The organism is Sanguibacter inulinus (genome assembly GCF_013415325.1).
Classification (GTDB): domain Bacteria; phylum Actinomycetota; class Actinomycetes; order Actinomycetales; family Cellulomonadaceae; genus Sanguibacter; species Sanguibacter inulinus.
In genome coordinates, this window is sequence record NZ_JACBYE010000034.1 from 32042 (window position 1) to 47543 (window position 15502).

At 70.8% G+C, this 15502-nt stretch carries 14 protein-coding genes; 7 read left to right on the plus strand and 7 right to left on the minus strand.

Features of this window, described 5'->3' with window-relative positions; translation table 11 throughout:
• The first annotated feature begins 104 nt into the window (after positions 1-104).
• Positions 105-320, plus strand: a complete 216-nt coding sequence (locus tag HZZ10_RS13165) for a hypervirulence associated TUDOR domain-containing protein (RefSeq protein ID WP_056137147.1) — start codon at positions 105-107, stop codon at positions 318-320.
• 126 nt (positions 321-446) lie between these two features.
• On the plus strand, positions 447-1391 hold the full coding sequence (locus HZZ10_RS13170; protein ID WP_179913851.1) for a cation diffusion facilitator family transporter: 945 nt from the start codon (positions 447-449) through the stop codon (positions 1389-1391).
• A 289-nt stretch (positions 1392-1680) separates the two neighbouring features.
• Here the strand turns inward: HZZ10_RS13170 and HZZ10_RS13175 are convergent, their stop codons facing one another.
• The 3 genes from HZZ10_RS13175 to HZZ10_RS13185 all read right to left on the minus strand — a co-directional run bounded on the left by HZZ10_RS13175 (position 1681) and on the right by HZZ10_RS13185 (position 4928).
• Complete coding sequence (locus HZZ10_RS13175) at positions 1681-2601, minus strand: glycine betaine ABC transporter substrate-binding protein (RefSeq protein ID WP_179913852.1); 921 nt, start codon at positions 2599-2601, stop codon at positions 1681-1683.
• 114 nt (positions 2602-2715) lie between these two features.
• The gene (locus HZZ10_RS13180; RefSeq protein WP_056136832.1) at positions 2716-3600 is read right to left on the minus strand and encodes an ABC transporter permease; all 885 of its coding nucleotides are present in this window, start codon (positions 3598-3600) and stop codon (positions 2716-2718) included.
• Positions 3597-4928 (minus strand): quaternary amine ABC transporter ATP-binding protein, encoded by a 1332-nt coding sequence (locus HZZ10_RS13185; protein ID WP_179913863.1) that lies wholly within the window; start codon positions 4926-4928, stop codon positions 3597-3599. Before HZZ10_RS13185 ends, HZZ10_RS13180 begins: the two co-directional genes overlap by 4 nt.
• A gap of 810 nt (positions 4929-5738) precedes the next feature.
• Between HZZ10_RS13185 and ahcY the strand changes: the two genes are divergently transcribed.
• The 4 genes from ahcY (at position 5739) to HZZ10_RS13205 (ending at position 10910) form a co-directional block, all read left to right on the plus strand.
• Positions 5739-7259, plus strand: coding sequence for an adenosylhomocysteinase (ahcY, locus tag HZZ10_RS13190; RefSeq protein ID WP_179913853.1), 1521 nt, complete (start codon positions 5739-5741; stop codon positions 7257-7259).
• Between the two features lie 109 nt (positions 7260-7368).
• A complete protein-coding gene (locus tag HZZ10_RS13195; protein ID WP_228087553.1) occupies positions 7369-8730 on the plus strand; it encodes a sensor histidine kinase in 1362 nt (453 codons plus the stop codon).
• A gap of 70 nt (positions 8731-8800) precedes the next feature.
• Positions 8801-9457, plus strand: a complete 657-nt coding sequence (locus tag HZZ10_RS13200; RefSeq protein ID WP_056136836.1) for a response regulator transcription factor — start codon at positions 8801-8803, stop codon at positions 9455-9457.
• A gap of 184 nt (positions 9458-9641) precedes the next feature.
• Positions 9642-10910 (plus strand): acyltransferase family protein, encoded by a 1269-nt coding sequence (locus tag HZZ10_RS13205; RefSeq protein WP_179913855.1) that lies wholly within the window; start codon positions 9642-9644, stop codon positions 10908-10910.
• Positions 10911-11049: 139 nt separating this feature from the next.
• On the opposite strand, the gene HZZ10_RS13210 is transcribed toward HZZ10_RS13205, so the two are convergent.
• Positions 11050-11868, minus strand: a complete 819-nt coding sequence (locus HZZ10_RS13210; RefSeq protein ID WP_179913856.1) for an RDD family protein — start codon at positions 11866-11868, stop codon at positions 11050-11052.
• A gap of 75 nt (positions 11869-11943) precedes the next feature.
• Here HZZ10_RS13210 and HZZ10_RS13215 point away from each other — a divergent pair, with 75 nt between their 5' ends.
• The gene (locus HZZ10_RS13215) at positions 11944-12933 is read left to right on the plus strand and encodes a stage II sporulation protein M (protein WP_179913857.1); all 990 of its coding nucleotides are present in this window, start codon (positions 11944-11946) and stop codon (positions 12931-12933) included.
• A gap of 122 nt (positions 12934-13055) precedes the next feature.
• On the opposite strand, the gene HZZ10_RS19580 is transcribed toward HZZ10_RS13215, so the two are convergent.
• From HZZ10_RS19580 to HZZ10_RS13225, 3 genes are read right to left on the minus strand one after another with little or no spacing between them, the layout of a single operon-like run.
• Positions 13056-13178: a hypothetical protein gene (locus tag HZZ10_RS19580; protein ID WP_257152708.1), complete on the minus strand. Its 123-nt coding sequence runs from the start codon at positions 13176-13178 to the stop codon at positions 13056-13058.
• Positions 13179-14471, minus strand: a complete 1293-nt coding sequence (locus HZZ10_RS13220) for a DUF58 domain-containing protein (protein ID WP_179913858.1) — start codon at positions 14469-14471, stop codon at positions 13179-13181.
• 3 nt (positions 14472-14474) lie between these two features.
• Positions 14475-15467, minus strand: coding sequence for an AAA family ATPase (locus HZZ10_RS13225; RefSeq protein WP_179913859.1), 993 nt, complete (start codon positions 15465-15467; stop codon positions 14475-14477).
• Positions 15468-15502: the final 35 nt, after the last annotated feature.

A 15502-nucleotide genomic window follows, 5' to 3' on the forward strand; every position in this document is an offset into this window, starting at 1 on the left:
CGTCGGCCCCCGCGCTGCAGGTCGGCGGCCGTCGTGGTCGACTGGTCCGAGACCGACGCGACGCGCCGGCGCGGATCGACGAGGACCAGCGAGGGGACGAGCACATGGCCGAGCCGTTGAAGGTCGGAGACCGGGTGTCGTGGGGAACCCCTCAGGGGCGGACCCAGGGGAAGGTCGTCGAGCGCAAGACCGCCGACTTCCAGCTGGCCGGGCAGAAGTTCACCGCTTCGCAGGACGAGCCCGCCTTCGTCGTCGAGTCGGAGAAGACCGGTGCGCACGCCGCACACAAGGGCGGGGCGCTGCGCAGGCTCGCGGACTGACACACTCCTGCGCTCAGGTCGTCGACCTGTCAGCGGCAGAGTAGGTTTGACGCCGCAGCACGGCGCTGCCGCGTGAGACGGCCCAAGACGATGGCCCCGCGCGTCGTACCAGGACGATGAGGCACGATGTCAGCACACGGTGGTTCCAAGGCGATCGTCGCGGCTCTGGCCGCGAACCTCGGTATCGCGGTCACGAAGTTCGTCGCGTACCTGCTGACGCACTCCTCCTCGATGCTCGCGGAGTCGGTCCACTCGCTCGCAGACTCGGGCAACCAGGCGTTGCTGCTCGTCGGTGGCAAGCGTGCGCGCCGCGAGGCCGACGCCCAGCACCCCTTCGGCTACGGGCGCGAGCGGTACATCTACGCCTTCATCGTCTCGATCGTGCTGTTCAGCCTCGGTGGGCTCTTCGCCCTCTACGAGGCATACCACAAGTTCTCCGACCCCCACGGGATCGACTCCTGGCACTGGGTGCCCGTCGTCGTGCTGGTCGCCGCGATCGGCATGGAGGGGTTCTCCTTCCGGACCGCTGTCCACGAGTCGAACCTCGTGCGTGGCAAGCAGACGTGGAGCCAGTTCATCCGCACCGCGAAGGCCCCCGAGCTCCCCGTCGTCCTGCTCGAGGACTTCGGTGCGCTCGTCGGGCTCGTGCTCGCCCTCGGTGGTGTCGGGATGACCCTGGCGACAGGTGACGGTCGCTACGACGCAGCTGGGACCGCGTGCATCGGAGTGCTGCTCGTTCTCATCGCCGTGGTGCTCGCCCTCGAGACCAAGTCGCTCCTGCTCGGGGAGTCCGCGTCGAAGGACGCCGTCGCGGCGATCGAGAAAGCGCTCGTGGGACCTGGCGTGCCGTCGGTGATCCACCTCAAGACGCTCCACCTCGGCCCTGAAGAGCTGCTGGTCGCCGCGAAGATCGAGGTCGACACGACCGAGAGCGCGAGCGAGGTCGCCGACGCGATCGACGAGGCCGAGTCACGCGTGCGTGCAGCGGTCCCGGGCCTGACGATGCGCATCTACCTCGAGCCCGACCTCCGCGACGCCGCCGGCACGCTGCGCGGGGCTACGGCTCCCTGACAGCTCTCTGAGCAGCCTCCGCTGACTCGGTCCCGGTTCAACCCCGCGGAGGACCGCGAGGTCGCACTGACGCCCACGAGGTCGCATGGTGTCCCGCGAGGTCGTACGGACACGCCGGAAGATCGCCTCGGGCGGCCTGATCTGGCGTGCCTGTACGACCTCGCTGCACGGAGGACGACCTGGGTGCCAGACCGCACGAGAGAACGCACGAGGCCGGTCTCCCCACCAGGGGAGACCGGCCTCGTGCGTTCAGGACGGGTGCTCAGCGCACCTGTCCGTCAGGTGGTGCTCAGGCATCGGCTGCGGCCTTGAGGTCGTCGACGAAGGTCGGGTTCTGCTCGAGCCACTCCTTGGCGGAGGCGTCCGGGTCAGAGCCGTTGTTCTCGTTGAACATGATGTTCTCGAGCGAGAACAGCTGCTCGTCGGTCAGCTTGAAGGCGCCGATCCACGATGCTGCGGTCGGGTAGTCCTTGGCGAAGTCCTCGCGGCCGACCGAGTTGATCTCCTCGGCCTCACCGAGCAGGCCCTTCGGGTCCTCGAGGTCGCGGACGGGGTACGCGTCGTAGGCCCAGTGCGGACGCCACAGCGTCACGGCGATGTCTTCGCCCGCGTCGGTCGCGCCCTTGAGCTCGGCGAGCATCGCGGGGGTGGACGAGACGATGAACTCCATGTCCTCGAGGCCGTAGCCCGGGATCACGTCGTCCTGCGTCACGCGGGTCAGGCCAGCGCCCGACTCGATGCCGACGATGCGGTTGCCCACGGTGTCGGCCTGCGCGGCGAGCTCGTCGAGCGAGGTGATGGGGGAGTCCTCGTTGACGGCGATGGTGAGCTTCGCGTCGTCGTACCAGACGCCCAGCATCTCCATCTTGTCGCCGTACTGCTTCAGGTAGTCCTCATGCGTGTTCGGCAGCCACATGTCGAAGTTCACGTCGAAGTCGCCACCGGTGAGCCCGGTGTAGACGACGCCGGCCTCGGCCTCGGTCGTGTCGACGGTGTAACCCTCGTCCTCGAGCATGACCTTGAACAGGTGCGAGACGGCGATGCCCTCGTCCCAGCCTGTGTGGACACCGATCGAGATGGTCTCGAGGTCTCCGTTGTCCAGACGCGGGGCGTCGGAGGCGTCGCTGTCAGAGGAGCAGGCGGCGAGGCCGAGGGCGACGGCCAGCGAGCCGGCGACGAGTGCTGTGCGGTGCGTAGAGCGGTTGAACATGGTTCCTTCCTGGAGGCAGCAGCCCTGGTGGCCGCTGCCGCGGGGTTGGTAGGTGGTGCAGACGCAGCGCCGAGGTCGTCGGTGACGACAGCCCCGGAGCCGCGGACGGGTGTGTCAGACCGCGGCGGCCTTGAGGGCCTTGGCCACGGGGGCGCGGTCGGCGAGGGCCGAGGTGATGCGGTCGAGGAACATCGCGAGGATGACCACGGAGAGACCGGCCTCGAAGCCGAGCGAGATGTTGACGCGGTTGAGAGCGGCGACGACGTCGCCACCGAGACCGGCGGCCCCGACCATGCCGGAGATGACCACCATCGACAGCGCGAGCATGATGACCTGGTTGATCCCGGCCATGATGGTCGGCAGCGCGAGGGGCAGCTGGATCTGGCGCATGATGCGGCCCTCGGTCGCACCGAAGGCATGCCCGGCCTCGACGACCTCACGGTCGACCTGACGGATGCCCAGCTCGGTGAAGCGGACGCCCGGTGCGAGCGCGAAGATCACCGTCGCGATGATGCCGGGGACCACGCCGACGCGGAAGATGATGACCGTCGGGATGAGGTACACGAAGGCCGGCATGGTCTGCATGAAGTCGAGCACCGGGCGCAGCACGCGCGAGACCGCGTCGTTGCGCGCGGCCCAGATACCCAGCGGGATGCCGATCACCAGGGCGATCACGCTCGCCAGGATGACGAGCGCGAGGGTGTCCATCGCGTTGCTCCACTGGTCCATCACGTCGATGACCGCGAAGCCGACGAGGGCACCGAGCCCCAGCCTCCAGCCCTTGGCCCAGAAGGCGAGGGCGGCGAGCACGAGGGCGATGACCCAGAACGGTGGCGCGCTGAGCACGAGGTCGATCTGGTCGTAGCACCAGACGACGACGTCCTTGACGAGGTCGAAGAGCCAGGCGAAGGTCGAGGTGATCCACGAGACTGCCGTGTCCACCCAGTCGCCGAAGGGGATGCGGGGGAGACCCGACTGGGTCTCTGCGGCGGTGATCACGGGCGTTCTCCTGTCGTCTGCTCGGACGGGTCGGCGGGCACGGGCGCTGCGGCGACCGCGTCAGCGGCCCCGGCGCTCGTCGGTGCCTGCTCGACCGCGGCGGAGGCGACGGTGTCGTCGTCCGCGCTGCCCTGGGTGCTGGTCTCGTCGGTCGTCTCCTCGAGGTGCTGAGGCACCATGGCCTCGAGCAGCACCACGCGCGGGATGACGCCCACGAGGCGTCCCGCCGCGTCGGTGACGGGCACGGGGAGCGGCGACTCGGCTGCCGGGGCGAAGACCTCGGCGAGCGAGGTGTCCTCGGTGACAGCGGTGAGGTCGTCGCGGACGAGGCCCTCGAGCGAGGTGACACCGGCGCGCAGGGCGTCGACCACCTCGGCGTCGTAGACGACACCGCGCAGCGTGCGCGAGCGGTCGACGACGTACGCGGCGGAGACCTGCGCCTCGCGCATCGTGCGGGAGGCCCCGCGGGGACCCGCGGACATCGGGACGACGGCACGCGGGCGGTGCATGAGCGAGGAGGCCGTGAGCACGCGGGTGCGGTCGACGTCGGCGACGAACTGCGCGACGTAGTCGTTGGCCGGGTCGGAGAGGATCTCCTCGGAGGACCCGATCTGCACGATCCGGCCGTCGCGCATGACGGCGATGCGGTCGCCGAGGAACATGGCCTCATTGAGGTCGTGCGTGATGAAGATGATGGTCTTGCCGAGCTTGCTCTGGAGCTCGACGAGCTGCTCCTGCATCTCGCGGCGGATCAGCGGGTCGAGGGCCGAGAAGGCCTCGTCCATGAGCAGCACGTCGGTGTCGGCGGCCAGGGCACGGGCCAGGCCCACACGCTGGCGCATGCCGCCCGAGAGCTGTGAGGGCAGCTTGTCGGCCCAGTCGGTCAGGCCCACGAGGTCGAGGGCCGTGCGGGCACGCTCGAGGCGGCTGGCCTTGTCGACGCCCTGGATCTCGAGCGGGTACGCGGCGTTGTCGAGCACGGTGCGGTGCGGCAACAGCGCGAAGTGCTGGAACACCATGCTCACGCTCTTCTGGCGGATGTCACGGAGCTTCTTGGCGCCGACGGCGTTGATGTCCTGCCCGCCGAGGCGCACAGTCCCCGACGTCGGCTTCCACAGACCGTTGAGCATGCGGATCAGCGTGGACTTGCCCGAGCCCGAGAGGCCCATGACGACGAAGATCTCGCCCTTGGCGACCTCGAAGCTCGCGTCGATCACCGCGGCGGTGCCGAGCGAGGCGACGTCGGCGCGGCTCGCGCCGGCCTTGAGCTTGCGTGCGGCCTCGCCGGAGCGGCGGCCGAAGATCTTGTAGACGTTCTCGACCTGCACCGCGGGCGTGCCCTCGGTGCCGGTGGTCGTGCCGGTGGTCTTGGTCAGCAGCGAATCCTGCACACCCTGGTCGGAGTCGCTGGGCGCGGCCTGTCCTGCCGCTGCGTCCGTGCGTCCTGCCTGGTGCGGGTCCTGCTGTGTGGTGACTCCTGGTCCTACGGTCACTGTCTCCCCGTTCGCGTGTCCTGCCGTCCGTTGCTTGGCGGCAGGGTGAGGCCTGCGTCGGCGCACCAGGACGGCACCTGGGAGGGTGCCGGGAAGGGCGTCGAGGCGAAGGCGCAGTCGAGACGAGCTCGTCGCGCCACAGCGCCGAGATCACGCGACCGGTCCGGGATGACTCCACGTCGGACGGCGGCGGCTCAAGGCGCTCGCAGGCCGATCGTGTCCTTGATCGGTCTTTTCCACCATGCCCCATGCGCTCCGTCGTGGCTAATGCTCGAGCGGTGAACGGAGGGTGGCGATACCGTTCCTTTACCCGGAAACCTGCGGCTCGTCGGCGATCTGCCGCGGATCACGATCGTTACCCGTCTGTGATCTACTCAATCGCTGCAAATCAGCGGATGTTGCCTGGGTCACAGGAATCCAGTGGCGTGGCTCACGCCTGCTGAAGTTTGCCAAGCCTTGCCCGCTAGAGGCGATCCGGTCAACGATCGGTCATCTCGCGACGCTTGTCCGCACTGTCGAGCCCGGGCGGCTCGCGAGGTCTGCGAGGTGCAGCAGCAGCCCTCCGGGCACCTGTGGACAACCCTGCTGGGAGGGTGCTCGCCGAGTAGTCTGGCGACGACCCTCACACCGAGACCTCGGAGCATCATGTCGACGCACAGCTTCAGCGAGTCCCCCGGCCAGTACAAGGTCCGCGACCTCTCCCTCGCGGAGGCGGGTCGGCACCAGATCCGCCTCGCCGAGCACGAGATGCCCGGTCTGATGGCGCTGCGCGCCGAGTACGGCGAGAGCCAGCCGCTCGCGGGTGCCCGCATCGCAGGGTCGATCCACATGACGGTCCAGACTGCCGTGCTCATCGAGACGCTCACAGCCCTCGGCGCGAAGGTGCGCTGGGCGTCCTGCAACATCTTCTCGACCCAGGACGAGGCCGCCGCCGCCGTGGTCGTCGGACCTCACGGCTCGGTCGAGGACCCGCAGGGTGTCCCGGTCTTCGCGTGGAAGGGCGAGAGCCTCGAGGAGTACTGGGAGTGCACGGAGCAGATCTTGCTCTGGCCGAGCGACTCCGTCGGGGGCGTCGACGCCCCCTACGCAGGTCCCAACATGATCCTCGACGACGGCGGCGACGCCTCGCTGCTGGTGCACGACGGTCTCGCCTACGAGCGTGCCGGCGCCGTCCCGCCGGACACCCGCCCGGGGGAGCCCAACCACTCCGAGGAGACCAACGTCGTCCTCGCGCTCCTGCGCCGCGTGCTGCAGGACGACCCGCTGCGCTGGACCACGATCGCCGAGAACATCCTCGGTGTCACCGAGGAGACGACGACGGGCGTCCACAGGCTCTACCAGCTCGCCGAGTCCGGTCAGCTGCTGTTCCCGGCGATCAACGTCAACGACTCGGTCACCAAGAGCAAGTTCGACAACAAGTACGGCATCCGCCACTCCCTGCCGGACGGCATCAACCGCGCGACCGACGTGCTCATGGGTGGCAAGGTCGCCTTCGTGGCTGGCTACGGCGACGTGGGCAAGGGCGCGGCGGAGGCCTTCCGCGGCCAGGGCACGCGCGTCATCGTCTCCGAGATCGACCCGATCTGCGCCCTGCAGGCCGCGATGGACGGCTACCAGGTCGCCACGATCGAAGACGTCCTCGACGAGGCCGACTTCTTCATCACCACGACGGGCAACAAGGACGTCATCACGGCCGACCACCTGGCGCGGATGAAGAACAAGGCGATCGTCGGCAACATCGGCCACTTCGACAACGAGATCGACATGGCCGGTCTCGCCCAGGTCCCCGGTGTCACGCGCACCGAGATCAAGCCGCAGGTGCACGAGTGGACCTTCACGACGGGGGAGCGTGCCGGTCGGTCGATCATCGTGCTGTCCGAGGGGCGCCTGCTCAACCTCGGCAACGCGACGGGTCACCCGTCCTTCGTCATGAGCAACTCCTTCGCCAACCAGGTGATCGGCCAGATCGAGATCTACACCAAGGCCGGGACCGACGAGGCGTACCCCGTGGCCGTGCACCGCCTGCCGAAGATCCTCGACGAGAAGGTCGCACGCCTGCACCTCGACGCCCTCGGTGTCCGCCTCACCACGCTGAGCCCGGCGCAGGCCGGCTACCTCGGCATCGACGCAGACGGCCCTTACAAGGCAGAGCACTACAGGTACTGAGCGACGTGCGAGAGAGGCACGTCCGTCGGGGCGCGCGGGGGACCTCCCCCGTGCACCTCGGCGGACGCCACCCTGGTCGGCGCGCCCGGCAGTGACGACGATGGAGAGCATGGAGACGCTGACCTACCCCTGGCGGCGCGCCCGGGAGCCTGAGCCCCTCGAGCGCGTCGGGTTCTTCAGCGGTGCCTTCAGGGCTCGCACCTGGCGTGAGCTCGCCTACCTGTTCGTGGTCACCCTGTGGTCGGTCGTCGGCTTCGTCTACGTCGTCGTGATGTTCGCGCTGACCGCCGGGCTCCTCGTGACGGTGGTCGGCGGGGGCGGGATCCTCGGCGCGATGATCGTGGGCGCGCGGGGCTTCGGAGCCGCCGACCGCGGGCTGGCCCGCGGGATGCTGCGCGCCGAGATCAACAACCCGCGGCCGTTCCGCCGCAAGAAGGGTCTCTGGGCCGGGATCTGGTCGATGGTCTGCGACGGCGTCGGCTGGCGCGCCGTCGCGTTCATGGTGCTCCAGCTGCCCCTCGCGATCGCCACCCTCGTGATCGCCGTCGTGTGGCTCGCCGTCCCGCTCGGTGCCGTGACCCACTGGTACTGGTCCAGGTTCCTCCCCGCCGTCCCGGACACCCGAGGTGTCCTGCACCGCGGTGCCGAGCTGCTCCCCGACTACTTCGTCGACACCACCCCGCGCCAGGTGGTCATGGCTGTCGCCGGCCTGCTGCTGTTCTTCGTCGGGGCGGCGATCGTCCGCGGCCTGGCGCACCTGCACAGGATGCTCGCCGAGGGCCTGCTCGGTCCCACGGAGGCGAGCATGCGTGTCGCGAGCCTCGAGCAGTCGCGCGGGCGTGCTGTCGAGGACGCCGACTCGACGCTGCGCCGCATCGAGCGCAACCTGCACGACGGCACTCAGGCGAGGCTCGTGGCGATCGCCATGCAGCTCGGCGAGGCGAAGGAGCAGGCCTCGGCCAGCGGGGCCTCGCGCGAGCTGACTGATCTCATCGCTGCGGCGCACGTCTCGACCAAGGAGACGCTCGTCGAGCTCCGAGAGCTGTCCCGCGGGATCCACCCGCCGGCCCTCGACAACGGTCTCGGGGTCGCCCTCGAGACCCTGGCGGCGCGCAGCCCGCTGCCCGTCCAGCTCGACGTCGACCTCCCGGGCCCGCCGGCGTCACGGCCTGCCGAGGCGATCGAGACCATCGCGTACTTCTGTGTGACGGAGCTCCTCACCAACGCGATCAAGCACGCCCAGGCCACGGCCCTGCACGTGCGGGTCGCCGTCCGGGCCCGGGCTCTGCGCCTGGAGATCCGTGACGACGGGGTCGGCGGAGCGGTGATCCTCGTCCCCGACGCCGAAGGTCACCACAGCGGGCTCGCCGGTCTGTCCGAACGGGTCGGCTCGGTCGACGGGACCTTCGTCGTCACCAGCCCGCCCGGTGGGCCTACGCTCGTCACTGTCGTGCTGCCGCTGCACGTCTGAGCAGTCCACCACCCGGACGTCCGTCCGGCCCCGTACCACCCACCCGCACCACGACCGACAGGACAGCCCCGTGCGTCTGCTCATCGCCGAAGACTCCGTCATCCTGCGCGACGGCCTCGTCGCGCTCCTCACCCGGCGCGGCCACGAGGTCGTCGGGGCGGCGGGCGACGGCGAGCAGCTCCGCGCGCTCCTCGCCGACCTCGAGCCCGAGCGCGCACCCGACGTGGTCATCATCGACATCCGGATGCCCCCGACCTTCACCGACGAGGGCCTGCACGCTGCGCTCGCGATCCGCTCGGCCGACCCGCAGCAGGGTGTGCTGCTGTTCTCGCAGTACGTCGAGACCCGGTTCGCCGCCCAGCTGCTCACTGGTGACGCCCGCGGTGTCGGCTACCTGCTCAAGGACCGTGTCGCCGACGTCTCGGACTTCATCGACGCCCTCGAGCGCATCGCCGACGGCCACACGGTCCTCGACCCCGAGGTCGTCACGCAGCTCATGGGAGCCGCGCGGGCCGACGACGGCCTCACCCGCCTGACCCCGCGGGAGAACGAGGTCCTCGAGCTGATGGCCCAGGGGCGGTCCAACACCGCGATCGCCGAGCGTCTGGTGCTCTCCTACGGGGCCGTCGAGAAGAACGTCTCGTCGATCTTCACCAAGCTCGACCTCCCGCTCGACGCCGGCGACCACCGCCGTGTCCTCGCCGTGCTGCGCCGCCTCAACGCCTGAGGGACGGACCGCACGACGGGCCCTCAGCGACGGGGGTGGGAGAACCCGACCCTGGTGGGTGGGACGGCCTCACCCCGCTGGGTGGGTCGGCCTCCACCAGAGTCGGAGGACTGTCCCATGGGCGCCGTGACCTGCGACGACAAGACTCGAAGAGCACAGTCCCCCAGCTCTCGAGGTCGTCCACATGTCCCGTCCCGCCCCCTCCGCGCCGACCGTCCAGGTGCGCCTGAGTAAGGCCGACACGCACGTCTCTGGCCCGCCAGCGCAGCGCGCCTCGTCGTCGTCCACCGCGACACGCTCCACCATTCCCACCCCTGCGACGAGGACTGGCGCGCAGGCAGGACCGCTGGCCCGCCAGGCCCGCGACCCGCTGCTCGACCTCCTGCGTGCCGTGGGGACCGTGGCCGTGGTGATCGCCCACTGGCTCATGCCGCAGGTCGCGTGGGACGGCTCCGAGATGAGCGTCGTCAACGTCCTGGGCAGCGGTCCGGGATGGGTGGTCACCTGGCTGATCCAGGTGATCCCGCTGATGTTCTTCGTCGCCGGGGCGGCGACCTTCGGGCAGGTGCGGCGCAGGCCTGCGCCATGGTCGCAGTTCATGGGTGTCCGGCTGCGGCGGCTGGTCCCGCCCGTCGCGGTCTTCGCCGGGACCTGGCTGGTGCTGCGGGCAGCACTGCCCGCCCTCGGGGTGCCTGAGGGGGCCGTCGAGGTCGCGGCGACCATCGCCCCGCAGCTGCTCTGGTACCTGGGCATCTACGTGGTGCTGCTCGCCGCCTCGCACGGGTTGCTGGCCTGGTACGCCAAGACCGGGGTAGTCGGGGTCGCCGCGATCGGTGCCGCCGCCCTGGGCGTCGACGCCCTGCGCTTCGGGGCCGACGTCCCCCACGTCGGGCTCGCCAACCTCTTCCTCGTGTGGGCCTTCGCGTACACGCTCGGCTTCGCCTACGCCGACGGGCGGCTCTCCTGGTCGTCCCGGGCCTGCGCGGCGCTCGCGGCAGCCGGGCTCGTCGGCCTCGTGGTCGCGGTCACCGTGGGGCCCTACCCGCTGAGCATGGTCGGCATGCCCGGCGACACCTTCTCCAACATGGGGCCGCCCACCCTGTGCCTCGTCGCGCTCACCCTCGTGCAGGTCTTCGGCGCGGTCGCGCTGAGGGGACCGCTGGTGGCGCTCGCCCAGACCCCATGGGTGGCCCACGCTGTCGCGTGGCTGTCGGCTCGGTCCATGACCGTCTACCTCTGGCACCTCACCGCGATGTTCGTGGTGATCGGCCTCATGACCGTCGGTGCGCACGTCGACCTCCCCGAGGGGTGGACCTCGTCCTGGTGGCTCACCCGGCCGGCGTGGTTCGCGGCCTGCCTGGTGGTGCTGCTCGTGCTGGTCCGCGTCTTCGAGAGGGTCGAGCAGCTCGGCCAGCGGCGACCGCGCCCGGTCGTCGCCCTGGCCGCGGCATGATCGCGACGGGGACACGGTGGGGACGCTGCGGGGACGACGTGGGAGCACAGCGGCGGACACGGTGGGGACAGGGCGACCACAGCAGGGGACAGCAGGGGACGCAGCAGCGACAGAGCCGGGCGCTGCGCGCCGAGGTCCCTCAGCGCGCCGGGTCGGGGATCCCGTAGGGGAGCGTGCGGACGGTCTCGGCCTGCTCGGCAGCGACAGACCGTGCACGCTGGGCTGCGGCCCACTCGCGTGAGCGGCGCTCGGCGAGGACGGCCATGAGGAAGGTCTCGGGCGGGGTCCCGGGCGGCGGTCCGGGGGCGACGAGCTTCTCGACCCGCCCGGCGAGGTCCTGCCCCATCCGGACCCGCGACGTCTCGTTCATCCTCTGCCCGCGGGCCAAGAACTGCCGGACCGCGAGGGCCAGGCCGTCCGGGAGGCGGCGCATGTCTGCGGAGGCCGCCCAGCCGGCGAGGGGCCGCGGCATGTAGACCGCAGCCACGGTCGACCGCCCGCCGCGGATGCGGATCGCGTAGGTCCCGGCGAGCATGTCGCCGATGCGCTTGCCCTTGGTGTTCGTCAGGGACGCGACGAGCGCGACGGTCCCGAAGGTGAGCCACAGCTCCCCGACGCCCACGAGCGCCCGGATGAACGCGTGCCGCACCCGCACAGGCCCACCGTCGTCGCGGACCACCCGGATGCCCGTCGCCAGCTTGCCGAGGGACCGGCCACGGGTCAGCGTCTCGACGGTCGTGGGGACCACGACCATGACGAGCACGAGGACGGAGACGAGCAGCGCGGGCGCGATGTCCTCGCCGCCGACGGCGACGCTCCCTGTCGCGAGCCACAGCAGGACGAGCAGCACCGCCCCCTGGACGGCGATGTCGAGCGCGCTGCCGAGCATCCGGGTCGCGAAGGACGCTGGACGGGCGTCGAGCACCACGCCCTCGCCGATGACGATGCCGTCGTCCACGGAGTCCTCCTGCAGGTCCGTCGGGGTGCGCACGTCGAGCGACGCACCGCACAGTTCTATGGCAGGGTATCGTCCGTGGACCTGGACGCATTCTCCGACGTGCACCGCGGCGAGTGGGAGCGGCTCAAGCAGCTGAGCGGACGCCGCCGCCTCGACGGGGCGGAGTCCGACGAGCTCGTCCGTCTGTACCAGACCGTCGCCACCCACCTGTCGACGCTGCGCTCCTCAGCGCCGGACCCCGTCCTGGTCTCCGAGCTGTCCCAGACGCTCAACCGGGCGCGCACGACCATCGCCGGGGCGCACGAGCCCGCGTGGCGGGACGTCAAGACCTTCGTCCTCGTGTCGCTGCCCGCCGCGTTCTACAGGCTCCGCTGGTGGGTCGTGGCTGTCACCCTCGCCTGCCTGCTGCTCGCCGTCGTCTCCGGTGTGTGGGTCGCGACCACGCCGCAGGGTCTGGCCGCGGTCGGGCCGCCGAGCTACCGCGAGGAGTATGTCGAGAGCGCCTTCGCCTCGTACTACGACCCGGGTGCAGGGTTCGCCGCCGTGGTGTGGACCAACAACGCGTGGATCGCCGCGCAGTGCGTCGCCTTCGGCATCACCGGGATCTGGCCTGCCTACATGCTCGTGCAGAACTTCGTCATGGTCGGTGCCATCGGCGGCATGATGGCGCACTACGGCGAGCTCGGGATGTTCCTCCAGCTCATCACGCCGCACGGCCTGCTCGAGCTCACGTCGATCCTCGTCGCCGGCGCCGCGGGTCTCAAGATCTTCTGGACGCTCGTCTCGCCCGGCCCGAGGCCCCGCGGTCGCGCGGTCGCCGAGGAAGGGCGCTCGCTGTTCACCGTCGCCGTGGGCCTCGTGGCGACCCTCGCGCTGTCAGGCCTCGTCGAGGGCTTCGTCACCGGGTCGTCGCTCGTCTGGTGGCTCAAGATCGTCATCGGGGCGCTCGCCCTCGCGGTGTTCTGGGTCTACGTGCTCGTGCTCGGCCGACGCGCTGTCGCGCAGGGCGCGACCGGGGACCTCGACGAAGAGCGTGCCGGGAGCGTCCAGCAGGTCGCGGGCTGAGACCCGTCTGGTCCTCGATCGTCTCGCACTCCGTCGGCGACCGGATCGCACCGGGTCGCCGTCCGCCGGGAGGGCCGTCCCGGCGAGCCGCGGACCGGCCCGCGCAGCTCAGCCGCTGGTGCTCAGCCGAGGAGGAGGGCCAGAGCCGGTGCCGCGATCGTCAGCACGAGCGCCGCGACGATCGCGAGCGCGACGCGGCGGTTGCGGCGCTCGCGCGCCTCGGAGCTGTTGGGTGAGAGTCGCATCTAGAGCCTTCCTGCGGCCTTGAGTGAGAGGTACGTGTCGGCGAGCCGCGGGGCGAGCTCGTCGGGGAGGGCTGACACGACGTCGACGCCGCGCCGGCCCAGGACCATTGTCGCTGCTGCACGCTCGAGCTCGGTGCGCTCGGCAGCCGCGGCGTCGAAGACCTCGGCGGCCGTGGACCGCCCGGCACGCAGCGCGGCGACCGCCGGGTCGGCGACCGAGGCGAGCACCACGGTGTGGTGCGCTGTCAGCTGCTCGACCACGGGCAGCAGACCGGTCTCGATCGCAGCGGGCTCGAGGGTCGAGAGCAGCACGACGAGGGACTTCTGCGACAGGCGCTCGCGGACCAGGCCCACGAGCCCTGGCCAGTCCGTCTCGACGAGGCTCGGCTCGAGCGGTGCCATCGAGTCGGCGAGGGCTGGCAGCAGCCGGGGTCCTGCGGCTCCGGCGACCCGGGCGCGCAGCTGGCGGTCGTAGGCGACCATCTCGACCCTGTCACCCGCGCGGGATGCGAGAGCCCCGAGCAGCAGACCTGCCTCGATGCTCGCGTCGAGCCTCGGCTGGTCGCCGATCCGGGCCGCCGAGGTGCGGGCTGTGTCGAGGACGATGAGCACCCGTCGGTCTCGCTCGGGACGCCACGTCCGCACGACCATCTCTTGCCCGCGCGCAGACGCACGCCAGTCGATCGACCTGACGTCGTCCCCGATGACGTACTCGCGCAGCGAGTCGAACTCGGTGCCCTCGCCCCGGATCTGCACGGCGGCCTGCCCGTCGAGCTCGCGCAGGCGGGCCAGACGGCTCGGCAGGTGACGGCGGGAGGCGAACTCGGGCAGCACCCGCAGCACACCGGGGACGACGACCGACGCCTGCCGTCCGGCGATGCCGAGCGGTCCGAGCGAGCGCAGCGTCACCTTGTCGGCCCGCCGGTCCCCGCGCCGGGTCGGCACGAGGGTGGTCACGACGCGGCGCTGCTCACCTCGGGGAAGGTCGAGGACGTGCCGGTTCGACACGGCTCCTGCCGAGGGCTGCCACGCGTCGCGGACCAGGCCGACGAACCGTCGCCGGGACTCGTTGCGCAGCAGCAGCGTCGACCGTGTCTGCTCGGTGAGGCGCACGGCCCGTGGGACCGTCCGCTCGACCGACACCTCGCGCGGGGATGCGGCGAGACCTGCGTCGAGGGCGACGAGCGCGGCGACCACCACGGCCCAGAGCAGGACCGTGCCCGTGCTGCCTGTGAGCAGCACGGGGACCACCCCGAGCGCTGTGAGGGCGACGGCACGCCAGGTGAGGACCACGGGTCAGCGCGGGACGGGCACAGAGGCGAGCACCGTCGACAGGACGGTCTCGGCGCTGACGCCCTCGAGCTCGGCCTCCGGGCGCAGCTGGACCCTGTGCCGCAGGGTCGGGTGGGCGAGCGCCTTGACGTCGTCGGGGGTGACGAAGGTGCGCCCGTTGAGCCAGGCCCAGGCGCGCGACGTCGCGAGCAGGGCCGTCGCGCCACGGGGCGAGACGCCGAGGGACAGCGAGGGGGAGAACCGCGTCGCGCGGCAGACGTCGACGACGTATCCCAGGACCTCGGGCGACACCTGGACCTGCGAGACCTCGCGGCGCGCCCTCTCGAGCTCGTCGGCGGTCGCGACGGACCTGACGCCCGCGGCACCCAGGTTGCGGGGGTCGAAGCCGGCGGCGTGCCGGGCGAGGACCTCGAGCTCCTGGTCGCGCTCGGGCAGCGGGAGCAGCACCTTGAGCAAGAACCTGTCGAGCTGCGCCTCGGGCAGCGGGTAGGTGCCCTCGTACTCGACGGGGTTCTGCGTCGCGATGACCAGGAAGGGGTCGGGCAGCGGCAGCGGCGCGCCGTCGACGCTCACCTGGCGCTCTTCCATCGCCTCGAGCAGCGAGGCCTGGGTCTTGGGAGGGGTGCGGTTGATCTCGTCGGCGAGCAGCAGGTTGGTGAAGACCGGCCCCTCACGGAAGCTGAACTCGGCCGTCCGGGCGTCGTAGACGAGCGAGCCGGTGATGTCGCCGGGCATGAGGTCGGGTGTGAACTGCACACGCTTGGTGTCGAGGGCGAGGCTCGCCGCGAGCGTGCGGACCAGCAGCGTCTTCGCGACGCCTGGAACTCCCTCGAGCAGCACGTGGCCGCGGCAGAGCAGTGCGATGAGCAGGCTCGTCACGGCGGCGTCCTGGCCGACGACCCCCTTCGCGACCTCGGTCCGCACACGGCCGAGCACGGCGCGCAGGTCGTCGGAGGCTGGTGCGGTTACCGGGGCCTGTGCCTTCTCGGTGCTCACGCTCGGCTCCTGGGGTCCGTGGGGGTCTGCGGGTG

What these genes read in the sequence shown, in the direction of transcription:
- ahcY (WP_179913853.1), top strand. Translation starts at nt 5,739, where the DNA reads ATGTCGACGCACAGCTTCAGCGAGTCCCCCGGCCAGTACAAGGTCCGC.
- HZZ10_RS13195 (WP_228087553.1), top strand. Translation starts at nt 7,369, where the DNA reads ATGGAGACGCTGACCTACCCCTGGCGGCGCGCCCGGGAGCCTGAGCCC.
- HZZ10_RS13205 (WP_179913855.1), top strand. Translation starts at nt 9,642, where the DNA reads ATGTCCCGTCCCGCCCCCTCCGCGCCGACCGTCCAGGTGCGCCTGAGT.
- HZZ10_RS19580 (WP_257152708.1), bottom strand. Translation starts at nt 13,178, where the DNA reads ATGCGACTCTCACCCAACAGCTCCGAGGCGCGCGAGCGCCGCAACCGC.
- HZZ10_RS13165 (WP_056137147.1), top strand. Translation starts at nt 105, where the DNA reads ATGGCCGAGCCGTTGAAGGTCGGAGACCGGGTGTCGTGGGGAACCCCT.
- HZZ10_RS13175 (WP_179913852.1), bottom strand. Translation starts at nt 2,601, where the DNA reads ATGTTCAACCGCTCTACGCACCGCACAGCACTCGTCGCCGGCTCGCTG.
- HZZ10_RS13170 (WP_179913851.1), top strand. Translation starts at nt 447, where the DNA reads ATGTCAGCACACGGTGGTTCCAAGGCGATCGTCGCGGCTCTGGCCGCG.